At 71.8% G+C, this 21,436-nt stretch carries 21 protein-coding genes; 10 read left to right on the top strand and 11 right to left on the bottom strand.

Annotation, left to right across the window (positions count from 1 at the left end):
- Nucleotide 1 precedes the first annotated feature (1 nt).
- The gene (locus PSH03_RS16870; RefSeq protein WP_210784335.1) at nucleotides 2-1,150 is read right to left on the bottom strand and encodes a SigB/SigF/SigG family RNA polymerase sigma factor; all 1,149 of its coding nucleotides are present in this window, start codon (nucleotides 1,148-1,150) and stop codon (nucleotides 2-4) included.
- A 222-nt stretch (nucleotides 1,151-1,372) separates the two neighbouring features.
- Nucleotides 1,373-2,815: a hypothetical protein gene (locus tag PSH03_RS16865; protein ID WP_238689711.1), complete on the bottom strand. Its 1,443-nt coding sequence runs from the start codon at nucleotides 2,813-2,815 to the stop codon at nucleotides 1,373-1,375.
- A gap of 145 nt (nucleotides 2,816-2,960) precedes the next feature.
- On the opposite strand from PSH03_RS16865, the gene PSH03_RS16860 reads away from it, so the two are divergent.
- Nucleotides 2,961-3,191, top strand: coding sequence for a CDGSH iron-sulfur domain-containing protein (locus PSH03_RS16860; RefSeq protein WP_210784331.1), 231 nt, complete (start codon nucleotides 2,961-2,963; stop codon nucleotides 3,189-3,191).
- Between the two features lie 244 nt (nucleotides 3,192-3,435).
- Here the strand turns inward: PSH03_RS16860 and PSH03_RS16855 are convergent, their stop codons facing one another.
- Genes PSH03_RS16855 through PSH03_RS16845 form a run of 3 tightly spaced genes read right to left on the bottom strand, consistent with a single transcriptional unit; the run spans nucleotide 3,436 to nucleotide 7,445 of the window.
- Nucleotides 3,436-4,524 (bottom strand): iron-containing redox enzyme family protein, encoded by a 1,089-nt coding sequence (locus tag PSH03_RS16855; RefSeq protein ID WP_238689710.1) that lies wholly within the window; start codon nucleotides 4,522-4,524, stop codon nucleotides 3,436-3,438.
- Nucleotides 4,525-4,573: 49 nt separating this feature from the next.
- Nucleotides 4,574-6,328 (bottom strand): thiamine pyrophosphate-binding protein, encoded by a 1,755-nt coding sequence (locus tag PSH03_RS16850; RefSeq protein ID WP_238689709.1) that lies wholly within the window; start codon nucleotides 6,326-6,328, stop codon nucleotides 4,574-4,576.
- A complete protein-coding gene (locus tag PSH03_RS16845; RefSeq protein ID WP_238689708.1) occupies nucleotides 6,321-7,445 on the bottom strand; it encodes a baeRF2 domain-containing protein in 1,125 nt (374 codons plus the stop codon). The genes PSH03_RS16850 and PSH03_RS16845 overlap by 8 nt, the downstream gene beginning before the upstream one ends.
- A gap of 142 nt (nucleotides 7,446-7,587) precedes the next feature.
- On the opposite strand from PSH03_RS16845, the gene PSH03_RS16840 reads away from it, so the two are divergent.
- Nucleotides 7,588-8,136: a hypothetical protein gene (locus PSH03_RS16840; protein ID WP_210784348.1), complete on the top strand. Its 549-nt coding sequence runs from the start codon at nucleotides 7,588-7,590 to the stop codon at nucleotides 8,134-8,136.
- Nucleotides 8,137-8,196: 60 nt separating this feature from the next.
- On the opposite strand, the gene PSH03_RS16835 is transcribed toward PSH03_RS16840, so the two are convergent.
- The gene (locus PSH03_RS16835) at nucleotides 8,197-8,535 is read right to left on the bottom strand and encodes a DUF3817 domain-containing protein (RefSeq protein WP_238689732.1); all 339 of its coding nucleotides are present in this window, start codon (nucleotides 8,533-8,535) and stop codon (nucleotides 8,197-8,199) included.
- Between the two features lie 153 nt (nucleotides 8,536-8,688).
- Here PSH03_RS16835 and PSH03_RS16830 point away from each other — a divergent pair, with 153 nt between their 5' ends.
- Nucleotides 8,689-10,167, top strand: coding sequence for a glutamate-cysteine ligase family protein (locus PSH03_RS16830; RefSeq protein ID WP_238689707.1), 1,479 nt, complete (start codon nucleotides 8,689-8,691; stop codon nucleotides 10,165-10,167).
- 213 nt (nucleotides 10,168-10,380) lie between these two features.
- Entirely contained in the window at nucleotides 10,381-11,358 is a 978-nt protein-coding gene (locus tag PSH03_RS16825) for a S66 peptidase family protein (protein ID WP_238689706.1), read from the top strand.
- Between the two features lie 96 nt (nucleotides 11,359-11,454).
- On the opposite strand, the gene PSH03_RS16820 is transcribed toward PSH03_RS16825, so the two are convergent.
- The 4 genes from PSH03_RS16820 to PSH03_RS16805 all read right to left on the bottom strand — a co-directional run bounded on the left by PSH03_RS16820 (nucleotide 11,455) and on the right by PSH03_RS16805 (nucleotide 14,923).
- Nucleotides 11,455-11,841 (bottom strand): DUF2267 domain-containing protein, encoded by a 387-nt coding sequence (locus tag PSH03_RS16820; RefSeq protein WP_210784314.1) that lies wholly within the window; start codon nucleotides 11,839-11,841, stop codon nucleotides 11,455-11,457.
- 307 nt (nucleotides 11,842-12,148) lie between these two features.
- Nucleotides 12,149-12,634, bottom strand: a complete 486-nt coding sequence (locus tag PSH03_RS16815; RefSeq protein WP_210784312.1) for a GNAT family N-acetyltransferase — start codon at nucleotides 12,632-12,634, stop codon at nucleotides 12,149-12,151.
- Nucleotides 12,635-12,771: 137 nt separating this feature from the next.
- A complete protein-coding gene (locus PSH03_RS16810) occupies nucleotides 12,772-13,944 on the bottom strand; it encodes a zinc-dependent alcohol dehydrogenase (RefSeq protein WP_238689705.1) in 1,173 nt (390 codons plus the stop codon).
- Nucleotides 13,945-13,972: 28 nt separating this feature from the next.
- The gene (locus PSH03_RS16805; protein ID WP_238689704.1) at nucleotides 13,973-14,923 is read right to left on the bottom strand and encodes an SRPBCC family protein; all 951 of its coding nucleotides are present in this window, start codon (nucleotides 14,921-14,923) and stop codon (nucleotides 13,973-13,975) included.
- Between the two features lie 243 nt (nucleotides 14,924-15,166).
- On the opposite strand from PSH03_RS16805, the gene PSH03_RS16800 reads away from it, so the two are divergent.
- The 3 genes from PSH03_RS16800 (at nucleotide 15,167) to PSH03_RS16790 (ending at nucleotide 18,698) form a co-directional block, all read left to right on the top strand.
- Nucleotides 15,167-16,198, top strand: coding sequence for a carboxypeptidase-like regulatory domain-containing protein (locus PSH03_RS16800; protein WP_238689703.1), 1,032 nt, complete (start codon nucleotides 15,167-15,169; stop codon nucleotides 16,196-16,198).
- A gap of 82 nt (nucleotides 16,199-16,280) precedes the next feature.
- Nucleotides 16,281-16,643: an SCP2 sterol-binding domain-containing protein gene (locus PSH03_RS16795; protein ID WP_238689702.1), complete on the top strand. Its 363-nt coding sequence runs from the start codon at nucleotides 16,281-16,283 to the stop codon at nucleotides 16,641-16,643.
- A 3-nt stretch (nucleotides 16,644-16,646) separates the two neighbouring features.
- Nucleotides 16,647-18,698 (top strand): amylo-alpha-1,6-glucosidase, encoded by a 2,052-nt coding sequence (locus PSH03_RS16790; protein ID WP_255750707.1) that lies wholly within the window; start codon nucleotides 16,647-16,649, stop codon nucleotides 18,696-18,698.
- On the opposite strand, the gene PSH03_RS16785 is transcribed toward PSH03_RS16790, so the two are convergent.
- Entirely contained in the window at nucleotides 18,695-19,354 is a 660-nt protein-coding gene (locus tag PSH03_RS16785; protein ID WP_238689701.1) for a TetR/AcrR family transcriptional regulator, read from the bottom strand. The genes PSH03_RS16790 and PSH03_RS16785 overlap by 4 nt on opposite strands.
- On the opposite strand from PSH03_RS16785, the gene PSH03_RS16780 reads away from it, so the two are divergent.
- The 3 genes from PSH03_RS16780 to PSH03_RS16770 all read left to right on the top strand — a co-directional run bounded on the left by PSH03_RS16780 (nucleotide 19,353) and on the right by PSH03_RS16770 (nucleotide 21,369).
- Nucleotides 19,353-20,123 (top strand): maleylpyruvate isomerase family mycothiol-dependent enzyme, encoded by a 771-nt coding sequence (locus PSH03_RS16780; protein WP_238689700.1) that lies wholly within the window; start codon nucleotides 19,353-19,355, stop codon nucleotides 20,121-20,123. The genes PSH03_RS16785 and PSH03_RS16780 overlap by 2 nt on opposite strands.
- Before the next feature lie 150 nt (nucleotides 20,124-20,273).
- Nucleotides 20,274-20,531 (top strand): hypothetical protein, encoded by a 258-nt coding sequence (locus PSH03_RS16775; protein ID WP_238689699.1) that lies wholly within the window; start codon nucleotides 20,274-20,276, stop codon nucleotides 20,529-20,531.
- Nucleotides 20,532-20,622: 91 nt separating this feature from the next.
- Entirely contained in the window at nucleotides 20,623-21,369 is a 747-nt protein-coding gene (locus PSH03_RS16770) for an SDR family NAD(P)-dependent oxidoreductase (protein ID WP_210784295.1), read from the top strand.
- Nucleotides 21,370-21,436: the final 67 nt, after the last annotated feature.

The raw sequence follows: 21,436 nt of genomic DNA, 5'->3' as shown, positions 1-21,436 counted from the left end.
GTCAGTCCCGGGCCGGCGACAGGCCGGCGGCGGTGAGCGAGCGGCGTACCGCGGGCTGGACCCGGGTCAGCCGCAGCGGCACGCCGGTCCGCTCCGCCGCGTCCCGACCGGCCATCAGCGCGGCGATCCCACCGGCGTCGAAGCCACCCGCGCCGACCAGGTCGACGACCACCTCGCTGGGCTGGCCGGTGACCGCCTCCAACATGGCCCGGCGTAGTTGGTCCGCGCCGTCGCGGTCGATCTCGCCGCCGACCTCGACCACCACCGAGTCGCCGTTCTGCTTGACCGAGATCCGGGTCTTGCCCGGGTCGGGTTCGGCGGCGCCGTTCTGCCACGGCGGCGGCGCGTCGGCGAGCATCGCCTGGCGCAGCCAGGTGAGCGCCCGCGACAGCAGCCGGGACACGTGCATCTGCGAGATGCCGAACCGGGCGGCGATCTCCGCCTGGGTCTGGTTGCCGTAGAAGCGCATCGCGAGGATCCGTCGCTCACGCCAGGGCAGTCGGTGCAGCAGACCGCTCACCGTCACCCGGTCGTCGACCGACTCCAACGCGTTGTCCGACTCGCCGACCAGGTCTCCGAACTCGGCGGAGCTCTCCCCACCCACCGGCGCGTTCAGCGAGGCCGGGCTGTAGCCGGCCGCCGACTCCAGGGCGGCGAGGATCTCCTCCTCTGGGGTCTCCAGCCGGGCGGACAGCTCGGCCACCGACGGGGCCCGGGACAGCTCGCTGGTGAGCGCGGCGGTGGCCTGGCCCACCTCGAGGATCAGGTCCCGCAGGCGACGGGGCACGTGCACACCCCAGGTACGGTCCCGGAAGTGCCGTTTGATCTCGCCCACGATGGTGATCGCGGCGTACGCGGTGAACGAGCCCCGTTCCGGGTCATAGCGGTCGACGGCGTTGACCAGTCCCAGCCGGGCCACCTGCTCCAGGTCCTCCAGCGGCTCCCCCCGCCCCCGGTACCGGCGGGCCAGCCGACCGGCGAACGGCAGCGCGAAGCGCACCAGGTCGTCCCGGGCCTCCCCCCGCCGCTCCGGCGGCAGCCCGGCGATCCGGGCCGCGTACGCCATCGCCGCCGCGTCGAGATCCTCCAGACCTCGATCGTTGGGTGGTGGTGGGGTCGTGGTCGTGGTCGTGCTCGTCTGTCCGAACATCCGCGCCTCCCTCAGGAAGGTCCCCCGCCCGGATCGGGAAACCGGTCGTGCGCGTGGTCGAGCCACGCACCGGGCCGGAAAGTGGGTCAGTGACTGGGATGCCAGCGGGCGACACCGCCTCTACGCAGCGCAATCAGGCCGTCGCAGCCAGCGATGTTCCCGCTCCGTAGGTACTCAATCACGGGACCCCGGGTTCGCGAGGATGTTTCGGCGTGCTCCGTCTCAGGAGACCAACAACCCCTGGTGGCCGCCGCTGTCGCGGAGCACGGCCAACGCCTCGGCGACCCCCAGCGGGGGCGGCGCGGGCAGGTCGTACGGCTGGGCGCGCAGCACCTCGGTGGCCCGGCGGGTGGGCACCGAGGTGACCGGGTAACCCCGGGCGGTGGTGCGGTCCAGCGCCCGACGCCGCCGGCCGAACCCGGCCACGGCCAGCCACTGCGGCAGCCCGGCCAACGCGGGTGAGCGCACCCCGGGCGGCTCGGGCAACACGTCCACCGAGCTGAACGCCTCACTGCCGGCGAGCCACCACTCGGCCTCGTCGACGCTGCGGCGGGTGGCGTTCTCACACCAGTACGGCACCAGCCCCGCCCGCACCACCTGCCACGGGTCGAGCAGTCGACCGCACTCCACCACCAACCGGTCACCGGTCTTGCCGGCGCGTCGCAGCCACCGCCGGTACAGGTCGGCCACGCCCGCGCTCAGCGCCGCCGGCCGGGGCACCAACACCCGGTGCAGCGGGTGCTGGTGCCGGGTGGACCAGTCCCGCGCGGCCAACTCGAAGCCCGAGTCGACGCCGTGCTCGGCGTACGCCGACGGCACTGACACCTCCGGCGGCTCCCACCGGGTGGCGTCGCCGCCGACGGAGCGCAGAACCTGCCGCAACGCGTGGCTGTCCGGGTGGAAGTCCACCGGGTCCAGCCCACTGCCCGGGCAGCCGACCTGGAAGCTGTGCCCCGGTCCACGCTCCAGCACCGGCCAGGTGCGCGCGTCGCGGACCAGCAGCACGGGGGCACCCGGCAGCAGCAGGTCGGCCAGAAACCGCGCGTACGCGGCCGGTAGGGCCCTCCACGCGGCGGTCAGCGACACGGTCACCCCGGTCAGTGCGCCCCGGCTGGCCGGGCAGTGCACCTGGCGCAGGTGCAGGTCGGCGTTGCCGGCGAGCAACCGGGTGGCGAGTGCCGCGCCATGCTCCGCGGCGTCCGCCGGGCGGTCCACCCCGCCGTCGGACCAGTGCACGGTCATCTCGAAGCCCGCCGGTAGCCACGGCACGCCGAGGGCCACCGCGAGGTGCGCGGCCGCGCCGTGCGGAGAGCCGATCAGCACCCCGGGGTAACGCCGACGGGGGTACTGGTCGACGAACCAGCGGGCCACCCTTGCGGCGTCCACCTCGTCGACCTGGGCCACGGTGAGCGCGACCCGGCCGGCGGCGCGGGTGACCGCGGCACGGCGCACCGGCTCGGGGGCGCCGGGGAACCGCGACGTCGGCCCGGTGTGCCCGAGGTCGGCGCAGTCGACCCCGCGCAGTGCCCGGGCGGTGGCGGCGACCAGCACCCGGGCGGAGCTGCCCGCGGCCACGACCCGGTCGCCGGCGAGACCGGCGCCATCGGCCGTGAGCCCCTTGTGCACCTTGTGCACCGGCCCCACCTTGCCTTTTTCGCTCACCACGCGGCCGGGCTTCCCGTCCCGATGGGGTTCAAACGGGGCATCACCCACTCGGCGGCACATTCCGCTGGTCAGCGGGGTGCGCCGGTCATCACCGGCGTTCGGCGGCGCGGGTTTCGCCAGGGGCAGGACGGGCACTTCCGGGGCCATGCGCACCGACGACACCAGCGAGCCAGCCGCCGCCACGATCACCCCGTACGAGGACGGACCGTTGCTGGTCCGCGGCGACTTCGCGTTGGTCACCCCGGACGGCGATCGCATCGACGCGCGGCGGGGCACCGTGGCGTTGTGCCGGTGCGGCAAGTCGGCGCTCAAGCCGTTCTGCGACGGCACCCACAAGGCGATCAACTTCCGCGCGGGCTCCACCCGGGAGGGCTGACCCCGGGTCGCGCCGGGTCACGGGGCGGAGGACGAGGAGGGGCCACACCCCAGGCAGGTCCCCTTTGCTCTGCACCCGCCCACGCGCCAGTTACGGACCGTGCCTGGTGCGCGGGCGGGTGCAGAGCAAAGGGCGGACCCGGGACGGCACGCCCCACCCAACAGCCGGTCGTCTAAGCCCGCCGACCCCACCCGCCCGCGCGTGATCCACCCGTCGGCTTCCCGGACGTGACAAGCCCCTCGGATCAGACGAGCGCGGGCGGGGCCACCTCGGGCGGCACGACAAGCGAGACCTTGGGCGGCACGGCCGGCGGGGCGGGTGCGCGCAGTGAGCTACGGCCGGCGACCCAGCTGTCCAGCAGGTGCGCGGCGAACAGCCGGTCCACCGCGAGCCCGGCCGCCGCGCCGAAGAGCACATCCGAGGCGAGGGCCGGCTCGACGCGGACCAGGCCGCCGCACATGTCGTGCGCGGCGATCTGCTCGTGCACCGCGTCGGCCTCGACGTGCTCGTCGTAGAAGCGGGTCGCCACCTCGTCGAAGCCGAGTCGGCGCAACCCGTTGCCGTAGCGGCGGTTGGGCTGCGAGGAGGTCATCTCGAACGCGGCCAGGTGCCCGAGCAGCGCGCCGCGCAACCGTCGGTGCAGTCCGAACAGCGACATCAGGTTGTTGGTCGCCAACGTCACCGCAGGCGCCACGTCGATGTGGGCGCCGTAACCGGTGTCCAGGCCCAGCCGGTCGAGGGTGCTTCGGAACAGCTCGGCGTGCATCCGGTCCAGCCGCCCGTTGCCGTACTCGTCGGTCTGGATCTCCACGAGCGCGGCCTTGGCCGGACCGCCGAGGCGGGGCAGCGCCCAACTGTGCGGGTCCGCCTCCCGCAGGTGGTAGACGGAGCGGTGGACGACGAACTCGCGGAACTGGGTAAGGTCGGCGCGGCGTTGCAGCGTCGCGGCCAGCGCCGGACCGTCGTCGGCCGCGACCAGCTCGGCCAGGCCGGCCGCCACCCCGGCGGCGGGCACCGACGGCGCGCCGACCAGCCGACGCAGCGCCGCCTCGAAGACCCGTTCGCAGCGGGCACGCACCGCCAGCAGCGTCGGCTGCCACTCCCACGACTCGTCCACCCCGAGCCAGCCCCGGTAGTGCAGCTCGTAGCAAAGGAACAGCGTCAGCTGCAGGTCCTCGTCGATGATCGGGTCCGCCGGGTGGAGGTCGACGCCGAGATCGGCCGGCAGGTCGTACGGTGGGTGCCGCAGAGCCTCCACGACCGCCGCGGAGAGCGGACCCCGTGCCGTCGGCAGGGTCGCGGGACCGTAGCGGCGGTCGGCGGGCTCGGACATGGGACCTCCAGCGTCGTCGGGCCGCTACTCATGCCCTGGTCCGGGGTGGCTAAACGAGGTCGTCGGCGTTCGCGGTGACCTCCACCTGCTCGCGGACCTTCCGGGCCGGAGCGCCCTCGGCGTACAGGCCCCGCAGGTCGGCGAAGGAGGGTTCCGGCGGTGCCAGCGACACCGCCGGGTCGACGACCGCCTCCAGTACGCAGGGACGGTCCGCGGCGAGGGCCTCGTCCCAGGCCGCGCCGACCAGCTCCGGGCGGTCCACCCGCACCCCGTGCAGCCCCAGCAGCCGGGCCCACCCGGCGTACGGCACGTCGGGGCGGCGGTGGGTCGGATCGGACGACGGTTGTCGCCCGCCACCCATGCCGTTGTGATCCCGGTTGTTGAGCACCAGCACGACCAGCCGCGGGTCGCGCCACTGCTGCCACAGGTGCGAGACGGTGATCAGTTCGGCGAGCCCGTTGAGCTGCATCGCCCCGTCACCCACCAGCGCGACCACCGGCTGGTCGGGCGCGGCGAGCTTGGCCGCCACCGCGTACGGCAGCGCGCAGCCCATCGAACCGAGGGTTCCGCACAGCTGCGCGTTGACCCCCGGCGGCAGGGTGAGGTGCCGGGCGTACCAGTAGAGAACCGAGCCGACGTCGACGGCGACAGCGCCGGTGCCCGGCATCCGGGCGGACAACTCCTGCAGGACGAGCTGCGGGTTGACCGGGTCCGCGGCGGCGGCGGCCCGCTCGGCGGCGACCTCCCGCCAGCGGTCCACCGAACTCTCCACCGTGGCGCGCCACTGCTGTTCGGGCCGGCCGCGCAGTCGGCTCAGCAGCGCCCGCAGCGTCTCGGCGGCATCACCGACCAGCGGCACGTCGGCCGGGTAGCGGGTGCCGATCCGGCGTCCGTCGATGTCGATCTGCACCGTGCGCGCCTGCTCGGGCATCGGGAAGTAGTCGGTCCACGGGTCGTTGGTGCCGACCATCAGCAGCGTGTCGCAACCACCCATCAGCTCGGCCGCCGCCGGGGTGCCGACCTCGCCGAGCACCCCGGTGTGGAACGGCAACCGCTCGTCGAGCACCGGCTTGCCGAGCAGCGAGGTGGCCAGGCCGGCGCCCAGCCGGTCGGCGATCTCGATGATCTCGGCGGCCGCGTCCCGACCACCCTGGCCCACCAGGATCGCGGTCCGCTGGCCGCCGCCGAGCAGCTGCGCGGCGGCGTCCAGGTCCACCTCGTGCGGCAGGACCCGGGCCAGCGGTTCGCCGGGGGTCGCCGTGATCACCCCGGCGCCGTACGACTGCAGGTCGGGCACCAGCGCCTCCTGCAACTGTCGGGGCAGCACCACGCACGTCGGGCTGCGGGTCGCCGCCGCCGTCCGGAACGCCTGGTCCAGCAGCGCCGCCACCTCGTCGGGGTTGCGGCCGTACCGGACGAACTGGTTGCACACGTCCCCGAAGAGCCGGCTCAGCCCGATCTCCTGGTGCGCGCCGCCGAGCGGCCCGGAGATGTCCTCCCCGACGATGGCCACCACCGGCTTGCTGTCCAGCTTGGCGTCGTAGAGGCCGTTGAGCAGCTGGACGGCGCTGGGGCCCTGGGTGGCGAGGCAGACCCCGATGCCGCCGGTGAACTTGGCGTGCCCGGTGGCCATGAACGAGGCGGTCTCCTCGTGCCGGGCCGGAATGAACGCCGGCTCGCCGCCGGTGCGGTCCAGCGCGTCGACCAGTGGAGCGATCGCCTCGCCCGGGTACCCGAAGGCGCGGGGCACCCGCCAGGCCAGCAGCCGCTCCACCACGACGTCCGCAACCGTTCGGTCAACCATTGCCGCGCCCCGGTGTGCCGGGGTCGACGTAGCGCAGTACCGCGCCGACGCCGTCGGTGAGGTCGGGCGCCTCGTCGGCGCCGAGCACCGTCAGTGCCGCGTCGGTGCCCACGAGCGCTCGGACCAGCGCCGCGTCGGCGCGTACCCGCTTCGGGTCGGCGACCGACATGGCGGCCAGCTGTCCCGGGTCGACGGCGATCTCGGTGGGTTCCGCGCCGATCCACAGCTCACCGTTGGCCGACGGGTCGTCCACGATGAGCATCATGTCGACCTGGTTGCGTTGCAGGGCCGAGACGACGGCGTCAAGCCCGCCGCCCACGTCCTCCTGCACGCCGAACTTGTCCAGCGCGTCGCTGATCCGCTGGTCGGCGATCTCCGCGATGGTCTGCACGGTGAGGTCGTCCAGCATCGTCTGGTCGGCACCGCCGGCCCGTGACCCGGCATCGGTACGGACCACCAGGTCCTGCCAGCGCTCCGGCATCTGGGCGGCGATCATTCCGGTGGCCCGGACGTCACCGGCGACCACCACCACGTCCGCGCCGACCCGGTCGGCCAGCTGCACGGTCGCCGCGGTGACATCGCCGGCGTTCTGGTGCCACGCCTCCATGGCCGCCCGCTGGTAGCGCGACTGGGACCAGCCGCCGGGCTTCGCCCGTCGCAGCGGGTACTCGTCCCGGCCGGCGACGTGCGCCCGCCGGGGCACCCCGCCGGCGCTGACCGCCATCGCGTCGGCGCCGAGCCGGTCGGCGATCACACGCACCCAGGCCACCTGCTCACCGCGCTGGGCGAGCAGCGGCATCACGTGCGGCAGCGGCCCCACGTGGGTCAGGTCCCGCAGTGGCGGTGCGGACAGGTACTCGGACAGCACCACCTGGCCGTGACTGGCGAAGAGCGCCAGGCCGTAGTCCCCGACCATCGGATCATGACCTCGGACCACCCGGTCCAGCGCGGCGATGTTCGCCTCGTCCGCCCCCTGTTCGGCCAGGCTGCGTTCCAGGGCACGCCAGCGCAGATCCAACGCGGGATGGGCGTCCTCCGTGTCCGCGGAGGCGTCCAGATACACCGAGCACCACGGCCCGGGACGGTCGTAGAGCGGGCGCAGGAAGGACAGCTGCATGCTCGACCCCTTTCCAGCTCGGCCCCCCGCTTACCCGGGTCGCCGGGGTTGTCACCTCGCGGCCGTGAGCCCGTGACCAGGTTTCATTCACGTCGTTCAACCGAGGACGTCGATACGATCTGTGAACACACGCGAACTCTCGGTGGTGGAAATGGACAGCGGACTCGATACCCGACGGATCGTGCACCCGACGGAACGAATCGTCACCGGGCGGCTCGTCCGCCTGCTCGACGGCTACACCCGTGAGGTGCGCATCGGTCAACCGGTGCTGGTGGCGGTGCTCGCCGCGGCGGCCTTCGCCCGGCTGCCCGCCCTGCTGCTGCGCTCGCTCTTCTCGTTCGGCGGCGGCGGCACCCGCCGTCGCTGGAAGGAGCTGAAGCAGGGTCCGGAGTACCTGGTCACCCCGGTGCGGCTCCGCAACACCGCCGGTCAGCTCTGCGAGGTGGAGCTGCACGGTCACCTGCCGCAGAGCGCCCTGCACCCGGCGGACCAGGTGCAGCTCACAGTGCGCCCGCAACGCGACCCGGAGCTGCCGCCCCGGATCGAGCAGATCGTCAACCTCACCACCGGGCAGTTGCTGACCCCGCGTACGGCGACGCTCTGGTCGCATCTCGGGCCGCCACTGCTGTTGCAGGCGTTCCTGGGCACGCTGCTGGTGGCCGGCATCGCGGCCTGCTCCGCGCTGACCTGATCAGGGCCGGCGGGTCGGCGGTTCAGCCGATCGGGATGAGTGCGCGGGCGGGTCGGCGGCTCAGCCGACCGGGGCGGGCTCGCGGGCCGGCTGCCTGTCGACGCCGAGCATGCCCCGGCGGCGGGCCCAGCGCTCGAAGGCCAGGGTGGCGAACGGCGGCACCGCGCTGACCAGGGCCACCGCCGTGGCCAGCAGGCTCCACCGGTGCAGCCGGGCCACGGCAAGCACCAGCAGGACGTACGCGACGAACAGGCCGCCGTGGATCGGCCCGAAGATCTTGACGCCCAGCTCGTTGTCCGGCGGACCGTACTTGACCAGCATGCCGACCAGCAGGGCCAGCCAGGAGCAGGCCTCGGCGATCGCCGCCGCGACGAACAGCCGGGTCACCTTCTCGCGCATCCGCACGCCACCACCTCTCGGCCCGCAATGCTATCGGTCCGCCCTGGCTGGGCTAACAGGGCGGGCAGGTGGGTAGGAAAGGGTCCTCGGGTCTTCCCCCGCCCGCCGATCACGTGCGAGGTTAGGGGGACCAGCGGTGACGGGGTGGTGACCATGGGCGAGGACGTCGGCGTACGAACCTTCAGTCGAGAGGATCGAGCCCGCTACCGCGACAAGGTCCGCCGCTGCCTGGATGTCTTCGCCGAGATGCTGCGCGAGTCGCGCTTCGACCTCGACCGGCCGATGACCGGCGTGGAGATCGAGCTGAACCTGGTCGACGAGGCGTCGAATCCGGCGATGCGCAACGCCGACGTGCTGGCGGCCATCGCCGACCCGAGTTTCCAGACCGAGCTGGGCCAGTTCAACGTCGAGATCAACGTGCCACCGCGCCGGCTGACCGGCACCGGCACCGCCGACTTCGAGGAGTACGTGCGGGCCAGCCTCAACGCCGCCGAGGTGAAGGCCCGGACGATCGGCGCGCACATGGTCATGATCGGCATCCTGCCGACGCTGCGCCCCGAGCACCTGACCGCCGAGACGCTGTCGGCCAATCCCCGCTACAAGCTGCTCAACGAGCAGATCTTCGCGGCCCGCGGCGAGGATCTGCCGATCGCCATCAGCGGGGTGGAGCGTTTGGCGGTCACCGCCGACACGATCACCCCGGAGGCGGCCTGCACCAGCACCCAGTTCCATCTTCAGGTCAGCCCGGCCCAGTTCGCCGACTACTGGAACGCCGCCCAGGCGGTGGCGGGCATCCAGGTCGCGGTCGGCGCGAATTCGCCGCTGTTCTTCGGCCGGGAGCTGTGGCGCGAGACCCGCATCCCGCTGTTCCAGCAGGCCACCGACACCCGGTCGGAGGAGATCAAAGCCCAGGGGGTACGCCCACGGGTCTGGTTCGGCGAACGCTGGATCACCAGCGTGTTCGACCTGTTCGAGGAGAACGTGCGCTACTTCCCGGCGCTGCTGCCGGTGTGCGACCCGGAGGACCCGGCGCAGGCCCTCGCGGCCGGCGAGGTGCCCAATCTGGCCGAGTTGCGCCTGCACAACGGCACCGTCTACCGGTGGAACCGCCCGGTGTACGACGTGTCGCGGGGCCGGCCGCACCTGCGGGTGGAAAATCGGGTGCTGCCCGCCGGCCCGACCGTGCTGGACACCATCGCCAACGGCGCCTTCTACTTCGGGTTGGTGCGCGCCCTCGCCGAGTCGGACCGGCCACTGTGGTCGCAGATGTCGTTCAGCGCCGCCGAGGAGAACTTCACCAGCTGCGCCCGACACGGCATCGACGCGCAGGTGTTCTGGCCCGGTCTCGGTTACCTGCCCGTCACCGAGTTGGTGTTGCGCCGGTTGCTGCCGATGGCCCATCACGGCCTGGACCGGTGGGGGCTCGACCCTGCCGAGCGTGACCGGTTGCTCGGCGTCATCGAGCAGCGCTGCCTGGCTGGCCGCAACGGCGCGACCTGGCAGGTGGAGACGCTGCACCGGTTGGAGTCGGCCGATCACCTGGACCGGCCGGAGGCGCTGCGCGAGGTGGTCCGACACTACGTCGACCTGATGCACAGCAACCGGCCGGTGCACGAGTGGCCCATCCCCTGACTGGGCGTCACTCCCCCCGGCCGCCCACACCGTTCGCGGACCCCAAGGCATCGATCCTTGTCGTAGGCTGTTGCGGCGCGGACATCGACGCCGATGAGGGGATCGCCCGTGACAACTTCCGGAACGGACCGCACCCCGACCCCGAGATCCGCAAGCCAAGCCCTTTCCCGACGGCACGTGCTGGGTGTCGGGGCGGCGGCTGCCGGTGGGGCCTTGCTCGTCGGCACAGCCGAGGCGGCGCAGGCCGCGCCGGGCGGCCCGAAGCGGGTGCTGCGCGCGCCGGCGCTGGCGCCCGGGGACCGGGTCCGGGTCGTCTCGCCCGGGGGCACGCCCAACCCCGCGAACATGGCGCGCGGCATCGAGATCCTGCGAAGCTGGGGCCTGGAGGTCGAGCTGGGCGCGCACGTCTTTGCCAGGTACGGCTATCTGGCCGGAACGGATGCCCAGCGGCTGGCCGATCTGAACGCCGCGTTCAACGATCCCGGAGTCCGTGGTGTGTTCGCCGCCCGTGGCGGCTACGGCACCCAGCGGATCGTCGATCAGATCGACGTGGCCGGCATTCGGCGCGACCCCAGGGTGGTCGTCGGGTTCAGCGACATCACCAGCATCCACGGCAGACTCTGGCGCGACACCGGGCTGGCCACGTTCTACGGCCCGATGGTCAACTGGAGCGACAGCCGCACCGGCCCGGAGTGCGCCGAGTCGCTCCGGCGGGCGGTGATGACGACGGCCCCCGTCACCATCTCCCGGGATCCCGCCGAGACGGCCGCCCCCGTGCTGGTGCCCGGACGGGCGACGGGTTCCCTGCTCGGGGGCTGCCTCACGCTGATCTCCACATCGCTGGGCGCCGACGACGCCCCGAAGTTCGACGGCGCCATCCTGTTCTTCGAGGACGTGGACGAGGCACCGTACAGCATCGACCGGATGCTGACCGAGTTGCGCCGGGTGGGCGTGCTGTCCAGGGTCGCCGGGGTGGTCATCGGCCAGATCACCAACAGCGTCGGTGGACCCGACGAGTGGGACGCGGCCGCGGTGCTCAAGGATCGCCTCTACGACCTCGGCGTACCGGTCCTCGGTGGGCTCCGACTGGGCCACGGCAATGGCCAGCTCACCGTTCCGCTCGGTTCGCGGGCCACAATCGATGCCGTGGCGGGGACCCTGACCGTGGAGCCCGGAGTCCGTCCCCGCTAGCTTCGCCACCCTCTTCGTCGCCGGCTTCACCAGCGCGGTCCGCAAGACCTGACCCCAGCCTCACCTGCTCCGCGCCGGTTGCGGCGGGGGCGGTGCTCAGCCGCGCGGGGTGGGAACACCGAAGAGATCGATGATGCCGGCGGGAAGCTGGGCGAGCAGATCGTGACGCTCGTCGTCGTTGAGCGCCTCGGCGACGGTCCGCAACACCGCCTGGGCGTGTAGACGCACCTGGTCCGCGTCCGCGACCTGCTCCCGGTCGCCGACGTGCTTCAGGAACTCACCGATGTCCCACCGGCGGCCCTGCGGATTACGGGTGACCGACGCGTCCAGCCGATCCGGTAGCTGTGCCGCCAGGTTGTCGGCCTCCTGTCCGGCGAGCCGTTCGCCGAGCACCGACAGAACGGCCTGTACGGACCGCACGGCCTCGTTCTCCCCGAGGCCCGCGCGCCGCCGTACCGTGGCGATCATCTGCTCGTACTCCATGACCCGCTCCTTCCGTCTCCTCGACCGGCCGTCGGGCCCTGCCGGCGGACGAACGGGGCGAGTTCCCATGCTCCCTGGCCGCAAACGGGGTCACCCGTCGACCCGGACTTCGCGTCATCGGGCGGGCACGGCTCACATCTCGCCGCGAACCAGGCGGATCAGCCGGTCGAGGACATGTCGTCGTGGTATGTCGCGGCGGCGACCCGCACCTCGTTGCGCGCCAACTGCTCCGGGTCGTCCAGGTCCGGCCAGCGTCCCCCGTGGACACCCCGTCTCCGCGCCCTCCATCGACGACACGCCGGTCACGTCACTCGGATTGCCAGCTGAGCCAGGTCTGGCCGTGCTGGAAACCCACCCGCTGATACAGGGGCACCGCCCGTTCGCTGGAGTGGACGGTCACGTGTTCCAGGCCGAGCTCGCGCGCCTCGGCCAGCACCAGGGTCAGCAGGGCCGCGCCGATCCCGCTGTCGCGCAGCTCCGGCACCACGTACACCGCTTGGACGTCCCCGGTCCGACGGTGCCGGTGCGTGGGTGCCGGCACCCGGTCAGCGATCATCAGCCAGGCCATTCCGACCACGTCGCCGTCGACCTCGGCGACGAACGGCCGGTGGGTCGACAGATGCTCGGTGACCCACGTGGCGAACAGCTCCACGAAGTCGTCGTGATCATTGCCGGTGTAGCCGCCCTCCTCGGTCAGCCGCCGCCATCGAAGGCCCGCCAACGCCACGGCGTCGGCAGGCGTCCCCGCGCGGACGTCTGCCCGAATCTGACCTTGATGATTGTCGTTCGGCATGACGCGAGGCTACCCACGGATGGCCACGCCCTGGGCCCCTCCCGGCCGGGCCGGCCGGTGCGGGTGAATCGTCTACGACATCAGCTCCAAAGGCAGCGCGCCCCGATCTACCCGGCCGGCCGGCCCACGCGCACCGGTCAGGCCTTGAGCAGCACCTTCGTGCAGTCGTCCTGCTTCTTCTGGAAGATCTTGTAGCCCTTCGGGGCGTCACGCAGCGGCATCCGGTGGCTGACGATGAAGCTCGGGTCGATCTCGCCGCGCTGGATGCGTTCCAGTAGCGGCCGGGTGTAGCGCTGGACGTGGCACTGACCGGTCCGCATGACCAGCGAGCGGTTCATGAACGCGCCCATCGGGAACTTGTCGACGAAACCGCCGTACGCACCGACGACCGAGACCACCCCGCCGGAGCGGCAGGCGAGGATCGCCTGCCGCAGCGCGAACGGCCGTTCCGTCTCGACTCGCGCGGCCTGCTTGGCCCGGTCGTACGCGTACAGGGCGGCGTTGCCGTGGTGGCCCTCCAGGCCCACCGCGTCGATGCACGCGTCGGAGCCCCGGCCGGCGGTCATCTCGTTGAGGGTGTCCAGCACGTCGACTTCCTCGTAGTTGATCGTCTCGGCGTCGATGTGCTCCTCGGCCAGCCGCAGCCGGTACGGGAACCGGTCGATGACGATCACCCGCTCCGCGCCGAGCAGCCGGGCGCTGGCCGCGGCGAGCAGCCCGACCGGCCCGGCGCCCCAGACGGCGATCACCTGCCCGGGTTTGATGTCGCACATCTCGGCGCCCATGTAGCCGGTCGGGAACACGTCGGCCAGCATGACCGCCTGGTCGTCGCTGATCTCGTCGGGCACCTTGACCGGGCCGACGTCGGCGAACGGCACCCGGGCGTACTCGGCCTGGCCACCGGCGTAGCCGCCGAGCAGGTGCGAGTAGCCGAAGATACCGGCCGGCGAGTGCCCCATGATCTTCTCGGCGATGCCGGCGTTCGGGTTGGAGTTCTCGCAGACCGAGTAGAGGCCGCGCTGGCAGGACGAGCAGTGCCCGCAGGCGATCGGGAAGGGCACCACCACCCGGTCGCCGGGGGCGAGGTTGCGGACCTGCGGGCCCACCTCCACCACCTCGCCCATGAACTCGTGGCCGAGGATGTCGCCCTTGCGCATCGCGGGGATGTAGCCGTGGTAGAGGTGCAGGTCGGAGCCGCAGATCGCGGTGGTGCTGATCCGGACGATCGCGTCCCGGGCGTTCATGATCTTCGGGTCGGGTACGTCGATGACCTTGACGCTGTCGGCGCCCATCCAGGCGGTGGCCTTCATTCTCGATCCTTTCGGAGAGCTCGGGCGGTCAGCGGCGGGACGCCGGCAGCGGCTGGGCGGGTCGCTGCATGGCCTGTTGGCGTACGGAGATGCCGTTGGGGCTGCCCTCGGAGCGGACGACCTCGCCGGTTTCCAGCACCTGCTTGAACCGGCGCAGGTCGTCGCGGACCTGCTGCTCGGGTTCCTCACCGAAGAGCTTCGCCACCGCTCGTCCGAGCGCGCCGGCCGGCGGCGCGTAGCGCAGCTCCACCCGTACCTCGGTGCCCCGGTCGCCCGGCGCGGGCACGAACCGGACCCGGCCGGCGTTGGGCACCCGGGTCCCCGGCAGCGACCGCCAGGTGATCGACTTGTTCGGCTGGTCGTCGATGATCTCGGCGTCCCACTCGACGCGGTGCCCGGCCGGGCCACGGGCGATCCAGTGCGAGCGGCGCAGGTCGTCGGCGCGGACGGACTCCAGGTGCGCCATGAATCGGGGCAGGTTCTCCATGTCCCGCCAGAACCGGTACGCCTCGGCGGGCGACCGGTTCACCGTCACCGCGATCTGCATCCTGATCACCCGGGCGCGGGCCCGTCGAGCGCGCCCGACGCGTACGGCGGCGAGCACGTCGACGGCGGTGATGCCGGCGATGGCGAGGGTGGTCAGCGCGACCCGGCGGCGGCGTTCACCGTCGCGGTCGGCGAGGGCCCGCCCGAGCAGTTTGAGGTCCATGGCGTCGCCGGCCACCCGGCTCCAGGCCCAGCCGGCCGGGCGACGGCCACTGAGCAGGCCGGCGGCGCTGCCCAACTCCCGTAGGCCGATGGCCGGAAGCACGGACCGCGCGGCCGGGGAGTCGTCCACCCCGGTCAGTCGCGCGAGGGGACCGGGCGCGACCAGCGCGCCCACTCCCAGGGCCAGGCTCAGCAGGCCGAGCGCGCTCGGCAGCGTCGCCGGCACCGGCCCGTCCAGCTCCGGCAGGAGCACAGTGTCGACACGACTCATGTCCGGTCCCTTCCGGTGGGCGTCGCCGCCGGTCCGCAGCGAGGGCGGCGGTGGTCCCCGCCCCCGTGACGCTATGTCTTGCCAGTGCCACATGCGCCGGGTTCGGGGCAGAACGTCCGTTGCGGTCGGTGTGGGGTGGGAACGCCGTGCGGCGACGGTCGGCATCGCGACATTGACCGATTTGGATCACCTGAACGCCGTTACGGTCTGCCCAAACCGCCGCGCCGCCGGAAGGACATCCCGATGAGCCGTGCTCTGCTGCGCCACCTGACCGCCACCATCGCCGTCGCACTGCTCGTCGGGGAGGCCGCCGCCCCGGCCGCCGCGCGTACCCCCGGGTCGTCCGCGCCCGGCGGCGTCCGCACCGTGGTGCGCGACGCGGCGACCGGCGCACCGGTCCCCCGGGCCTGCGCGGCGCTCGTCCCGGTGGACGCCGCTGCGTTGTCTGCGGTCAGCATCGGTGAGGACCAACTCGGACGCTACGGGGGTTGCGCCGATGAGCAGGGCGTCCTGGTGACCGGGGACGTCGCCCCGGGGAGGTACCGGCTGCTGGTGAGCCCCTACGACACGACGGCGCACGGCTTGCAATGGGTCGGCCGGCGCGGCGGCACCGGTGAGCGCGAGCGGGCACAGGTGATTCAGGTGCGGCCCGGCGTGGTGACCAGCGCGCCGGTCATCCGGCTCGACCCGCCGGGCACCGTCGTCGGAGTGGTGACCGACGCGGCGACGGGCGCGCCGGTCCCCCGTGCGCTGGTCATGGTGGTGCCCTACGTGCCGCACCCGAAGTACGGCGACCACGGCCCGACCACGGACGAGGAGGGCCGTTACACGATCACCGGCCTCGGCCCGTACCACTGGCCCGTGCAGTTCGCCGCCGCCGGGCTGGCCACGGTGTGGTCCGGTGGGGTGGGCGGTCGGCAGCAGGCGCGGCCGGTGCGGGTCCGCGCCCAACAGACGGCGACGCTGAACCAGGCGCTGCCGGCGGGGACGCCGCTCACCGGGGCGGTACGGGTCGACGAGCTGCTCACCTACGCCCAGGTGATCGCGTTCGACGCGGCCACCGGGGACCTGGCCGGCGTCGCGGACGTGGGTGACAGTTACGCCCTGCGCCTGCTCCCCGGGCAGCGGGTGAAGCTACGTTGCGACTGCGCGTACACCCCGCCGGTCTGGCACCGCGACGCCGCCGGCTTCGACGCCGCGACTGCCGTGCGGGTACGCCGGGCGCCGGTCGTGGTGGACTTCAACCTCGGGACCCGCTTGTCGCTCGCACCCTGAACAAGGGCACCACCCCGGCGTTAGGAGTGCGCGGCAGCGGGTAGCCGGCATCCGCTCTTACCAGCGCCCGGAGTGAGGTGGGATGTCGGAGACCAGCGCCTTCTTCGAGCGGTTGACGGTCGCTGGCCAGGATCCACGGTTCAGCAAGGTCTGTGGCAGCGTGCGATTCGACATCCGCGACGACGGCAACGTGGAGCAGTGGCGGCTGGACATCGATCATGGCCGGATGCGGGTTACCCGAAGCGATGCCCCCGCCACCACTGTGATCCAGGTGTCCGCGCAGGTCGCGGAGGCGATGGCGCGGGGCGAGGTGAACGGGCTGGCGGCGATCACCCGGGGCGAGATCATGGTCGACGGTGATCTCGCCCTGGCGTTGCGTATCGGGCGGCTGTTTCCGCGAGAGCCCGGGCGGCTTCAGCGCGAGGATCCCGACAGTGGGACGTGACGGATGAGGGACATCGCGGGCACTGTGGCGTGCATCGACGGGAACACCTTCATGGTGTCCGACGCCAGCGGCGACGTGCAGTCGTCCCCGAGCACCCCGGTCGGCCTCTTCGCCGCTGACACGCGCTTCCTGTCCCGTTGGAGGCTCACCGTCAACGGCGAGTGCATGACCGCGCTGTCGGTGGACGACAGCCAGTACTTCGAGGTCACGTTCTTCGCGGTGCCCGGCGCGGCGGTGGACTACGTGGAGGCCGACGTGTCGGCCATTCGGCGCAGGCGCATCGGCCCGGACCTCACCGAGTCGCTGACGATCTTCAATTACGGCGAGCGGGACATGACGCTCGACGTACGTCTGGAGGTGGCCGCCGACTTCGCCGACATCTTCGAGATCAAGTTCGACATCGGCGACAAGTCCGGCGAGCACTACACGCACGTCGGCCCGAACGAGTTGCGCCTGGGTTACCGGCGCGCCACCTACCGACGTGAGGTCGTCGTGTCGGCGAGCGAACCCGCGGAGTTCGACCCGGGCGGACTCCGGTTCGCGGTCCGACTGCGCCCCGGGCAGCAGTGGTCCACCCGGTTGCAGGCAGTCATGTTGGCGCTGCGTCCGGACGGCGTCGACCTGCGCTCCGCCCTGCGGGCCCTACGGCCGGACGACTCCACCCTGCCTGCCAGCGTGCAGGCCTGGGTCGCGGCGGCCCCGACCCTGGACACCGAGAGCGTCGGCCTCCAGCAGGTCTACCGCCGCAGCCTGGTGGACCTGGCGGCGCTGCGCTTCGCCCCGCTCTCGCTCGGCGGGGCGAGTGTGCCCGCGGCCGGGTTGCCCTGGTTCATGACCCTGTTCGGTCGCGACAGCCTGTTGACCTGCCTGCAAACCCTGCCGATCACCCCGTCGCTGACCCCACCGACACTGCGGATCCTCGGGTCGTTGCAGGGCACCCGGACCGACGACGTGTTGGAGGAGGACCCGGGCCGGATCCTGCACGAGCTGCGCTACGGGGAGTCGGCCGCGTTCGAGGAGCAGCCGCACTCCCCCTACTACGGCACTGTGGACGCCTCACCGCTGTTCGTGGTGCTGCTCGACGAGTACGAGCGGTGGAGCGGCGACACCGCGCTGGTGATGGAGTTGGAGCAGGAGGCCCGAGCGGCCCTGGCCTGGATCGACCTGTACGCGGACCTAGCCTCCACCGGCTACGTCTGGTACCAGCGACGCAACCGGGCCACCGGCCTGGACAACCAGTGCTGGAAGGACTCCTGGGACAGCATCTCCTACGCCGACGGCCGGCTGCCGGGCTTCCCGAGGGCCACCTGCGAAACCCAGGGGTACGCCTACGACGCGAAGATCCGGGGGGCACGACTGGCCCGTACCTTCTGGGGCGACACTGCCTACGCCGAGCGGCTGGAGAGCGAGGCGGCGGCCCTGTACGACCGGTTCAACCGGGACTTCTGGCTTGAGGACCGCGGCTTCTACGCCCTCGCGCTCGACCACGACGGCACTCCCGTGGACAGCCTGTCGTCCAACATCGGGCACCTGTTGTGGAGCGGCATCGTGCCACCGGAGCGGGCTGCGCGGGTGGTCGAGCACCTGATGGGGCCGGCGCTCTTCTCGGGTTGGGGGGTGCGGACGTTCGCCGAGGGGCAACGCCGCTACAACCCGCTCGGCTACCACAACGGCACGGTCTGGCCGTTCGACAACTCATTCATCGCCTGGGGGCTGCGCCGCTACGGCTTCGGCAACGAGGCGGCCCGCATCGCCGAGGGCATCCTCTCCGCCGCCACCTACTTCGAGGGCCGGCTACCCGAGGCGTTCGGCGGGTTCGACCGCGACACCACCCGGTTCCCGATCCGGTACCCGACCGCCGGCAGTCCGCAGGCGTGGTCCAGCGGAGCCTGCATGCTGCTGATCCGCACCATGCTCGGTATCAACCCGCACGAGGACCACCTGGCCGTGGACCCGGCGCTGCCCACCGCCTTCGGGCAGATCGCGCTCCTGGACATCCCCGGCCGTTGGGGCAAGCGCGACGCGTTCGCCCGCCAACGCCCCGACCAGCGTTAGCCACCGTGGCCTGCCTGATCGTGAGGGCTGAACGGGCGGGGAGTGTGCGTGATGCCGTTGAGGATGAGCGTGAGTCCGCGCTCGAATTCCTGGCCGCTGAACACGGCCCCGACCGGGGCCAGTTCGGCGAGGGTCGGCAGAGCACCGTGCGCAAGCGCTTCGACGCGGCGGGCGGCGGAGGCGGGATCCTTCTCGCGCGTGAGCGCACCGGCCAGCTCGTTCTGCGCGATACCCGTGACAAACGCCGAGACGGCGCGGAACGCGACGAACAGGTCGACGCCGTCCAAGCCTCCGCGCGCAAGTGCTGCCGCGAGCGCCTCGGCTGGAGCGAGGCTGGCTCGGGAAGACGTGCGGCGGGTGAGTATGAGCGGGATGACCGCCGGGTGCGCGCGGAAGGTCCGCCACATGGCGGTGGCCACGGCACGCGTGTCGGCCAGCCAATCGTCGGTCGGCTTCGGTATCTGGACTCGGGCGGCGACGGCGTCGACCACGAGTTCCTCGAGGGCTTCGCGGCTGTCGACGTAGTTGTAGAGAGTCATGGCGCCGGTTTTCAGCGACGCCGCGAGGGAGCGCATGGTGAGCCCGGCCAAGCCATCCCGGTCGACGATCACCAGCGCGTGTTGCTGGATGTCCGTGAGGGTGAAACGGGCTCTCATGCTGGCTGCTCTCCCGGAGGGTACGGCGTACGTATCAGACGGTACTATACGTACGACGTACGTATGCCGGAGGAGATTCATGATCACTAGAACCTCGGAGCGCCCGCCATTCCGGGCCAGCCGGAAAACGGGAACGGGATGGCGTGACCTGGCTCAGCAGCAGGATGACGCCTTCGTCGCCTTCGCCCGCACTCTGACCGATGAAGAGTGGGAGCGGCCCAGCCTCTGTGCGGGCTGGACCAACAAGGTTGTGCTCGCCCACCTCGCGCTCGGTCTGCACCTGCCGCCATCACGGCTGCTGCTGGCAATGGGGCGGCGGCGCTGGTCGTTCGATGCCTCGAACGACCTCCTGAGTCGCGAGTACGCCAGCCAAAGCACCGCCCCGGAATTGATCGACGTGTTCGACCGCTTCCGGGCGCGTCCACGAGGTATCGGACGTCTACTGCCGGCACCGCTACTGCTCGGCGACCACGTCGTACACCACCTCGACATCGCATTCACGCTCGGCCGGTCCGGCGTCCTGGCGCCGCCGGTGGCCGACGCGGTCCTCACCGTCGAGACACGCGTGCCCAACCCGTTCATCCCCGCGGTCGCGCGGGCCAACGGCATCGCGTTCCGCACCACCGACACGAACTGGTCGCGTTCATCTGCCGGCGCCCCCGAAGTCGTCGGCACCGCCGAGAGCATCATCTCCGTTCTCGCCGGTCGACACCACGCCATCCCGAACCTGTCGGGCAGCGGCGTCGCCATCCTGGCGAACCGACTCTGAAGCGCGCGCGGCCCCACACCGTCGAACCCGCCGCGCCGCTCCGACCAGCCCTCGACAGCGGCGTGCTCGACATCACTTGACACGTACAACGTACGCGAGTCACGCTTACGTACGTTGTACGTATCAGACGTTGGAAGGTAGAGGATCCGAGTGCTCAGCATCGACAACGAACTTCTCGAAGCAGTCGGCGCGATCGCCGCCGCCGCCCCACCGACACCACCCGTCGTCGGTGACTGGAGGACTCGACGGGCCACCATCGATGCCGTCTATGGCGGGTTGGCGGCCGCCGTCACACCCGACAACAGTGTCGACGTCGTCGACTTCACAGTGCCGTCCGCGGACGGGCACACCCTTGCACTGAGTCCCGGGTGGCACGCGGCGCGATGGCCGACCGCGTCACCTTCCTGAAGAACCTGTGACGCGTCCACGTTCAAACCTGGACCGCGCCGCACCGTCGCACCCATCAAGCCCATCTGAGACCGCCCAGCAAGGAGTTTCCATGGAAACCAAGACTGCCCTCATCACCGGCTCGACGAGCGGAATCGGCCGCGCCACCGCACTCAAGCTCGCTCGCGCTGGTGTCCGTGTCATCGTCTCCGGGCGCAACGCCGAACGAGGACTGGAAGTGGTGGAGGAGATCCGCGCCGGGGGCGGAGAGGCCGACTTCGTCGCCGCCGATCTCCGCGACGCGCAATCCGCTGTAGCACTCGCGGCCAAGGCCACCCAGGCCGCCGAGTCGGCGGGCGGAAGCCTCGACATCCTGGTCAACAACGCGGCGATCGGGGCCGGTGGACCGACCGCGGGCACCGAGGAGTCGACCTTCGACGCGGTACTGGGCACCAACCTGAAGGCGCCGTTCTATCTGGTCGCGAACCTTGCACCCGCCATGGCGGCACGAGGCGGTGGGGCGATCGTCAACGTCTCCACCCTCGCCGCCGAAGTCGCCCTCCCGGGCCTGTCGGTCTACGGCGCCAGCAAAGCCGCCCTGGACCTGCTGACCAAGAGCTGGGCAGCCGAGTTCGGCCCGGCGGGAGTGCGCGTGAACTCCGTGCGCCCCGGCCCGACCCGCACTCCCGGATCCGCGGCCCTGGGCGAGGGCCTGGAACAGCTCGCGGCCCAGGCCCCGCTGGGTTTCGTCGCCGATCCGGAGGACATCGCCGCCGTCATCGCGTTCCTCGTCAGCGACGAGGCACGGTTCGTCACCGGCGTGATTCTGGACGCCGACGGTGGCCGCACCGCCGTCTGAGCGAGTCAGCCTGCGCCGGCCCGACCATGGGCTCCCCGGCCGCCCATTCCTCGGGGCGGCCGGGGAG

This window comes from Micromonospora salmantinae (assembly GCF_022230905.1).
In the GTDB taxonomy this organism is placed as follows: domain Bacteria; phylum Actinomycetota; class Actinomycetes; order Mycobacteriales; family Micromonosporaceae; genus Micromonospora; species Micromonospora salmantinae.
The sequence above is the reverse complement of the archived record's forward strand: the minus strand, read 5'-3'. Positions and strand labels throughout refer to the sequence as shown.